Annotated in this window: 2 protein-coding genes; both read left to right on the top strand. The window is 46.7% G+C overall.

The window, feature by feature from the left end; genetic code table 11:
* Positions 1-118 precede the first annotated feature (118 nt).
* Positions 119-595, top strand: a complete 477-nt coding sequence (locus ACTHUE_RS19155; protein WP_049348077.1) for a hypothetical protein — start codon at positions 119-121, stop codon at positions 593-595.
* 142 nt (positions 596-737) lie between these two features.
* Positions 738-1378 (top strand): 16S rRNA pseudouridine(516) synthase (locus ACTHUE_RS19150; protein ID WP_440424186.1); only part of this gene is annotated, 641 nt, incomplete at its 3' end.

The raw sequence follows: 1378 nt of genomic DNA, 5'->3' as shown, positions 1-1378 counted from the left end.
ATATCTTACGTATAAATTAAATAATAGGAACAATTATCATTTGCAAATTTAAAAAATCGCCGTATAATACAACCCATCGAAACAAAACAACCGCACAACAGAATGAAAGGAGAAGAAAATGCCCGAAAGTATTTTTAAGCAAGTCTCCCTTGATATTCTGAGACTGCACCAACAAGCCATCCGCTCTTTGATCGCCACCAAGTGTTGCGATGAATGCGAAGTACATGACGCAGTATTCATTACTTTAGATGGCCGATATTATGTTTGGCTCCCTTGTATGGGCAAATCGCCCCAATCAGAAACCGGTATCCTGCTGATTGAAGATGAAGACGGCAATACACGCTTGAGCTGGGTTGCCGATACACGCGAAGTCAAGCAAAAAGACAGTCTGTACAACCGCGTTGTTTCCGCCCTGCAAAGAAAAATGCAGCGCACGAAAAACAAATTTATCCAGTCGGCAAACGCCCGATTGCTTGAGCTGACGCCTCAGCAAGGCCGTCTGACGACAAACAGCAAAGATTTCTCGCTTTCACCACATGACTTGATGAAAGCACTTTATCCGGCAACACATCAAATAGGAGAATTTGCCCTGTAACAGTTTTTGGTAGTGGTTTGTGTTCCTTTTGCGCCCCTTAAAATTTTAAAGGGGCGATTTTTTTACCCCTACTTTTCAGACGGCCTAAACACCGGTTTTCCAGTACAATAAAGGCCGTCTGAACATTTCCTACTTTTCAACCATGCAACTGCTCAAATACATCCAATCGCAAGGCCTCGGCAGCCGCAAGCAATGCCAATGGCTGATAGACAATGACTGCATTGCCATCAACGGCGAAATCCATAATCGTGCCAAAGACGATATTGATCCGTCTCAAGTGCACACCCTGTCTGTTGACGGCGAAGAAATTGCCGCCGTCCCCATGCCCTATTTTTATATCCTGCTTCATAAGCCTGCAGATTACGAGACTTCGCACAAACCTCAGCAATATCCAAGCATCTTCAGCCTTTTTCCCGACCACATGCGCAATATCGATATGCAGGCAGTCGGCCGCTTGGATGCAGACACAACCGGAATTATTCTGATTACCAACGACGGCCAATTTAACCACCGCGTTACCTCGCCCAAACACAAAGTTCCGAAGCTCTACCGCGTCACTTTGAAACATCCTGCCGACGATACCCTTTGCACTGCGCTGAAAAACGGCGTCCTCCTGCATGACGATAATGAAACCGTCGCCGCGGCCGAAGCAGTATTGACCGACCCAACCACATTGATGATGACCATTACCGAGGGTAAATACCATCAGGTCAAACGCATGGTTGCAGCCGCAGGCAACCGTGTCGAGCAGCTCCACCGTGAGAAATTCGGCAACTGGAATGT

This window comes from Neisseria sp. P0021.S005, from assembly GCF_051956955.1.
Note: the sequence above shows the minus strand (reverse complement) of the source record. Positions and strands in the feature narration are given on the sequence as shown.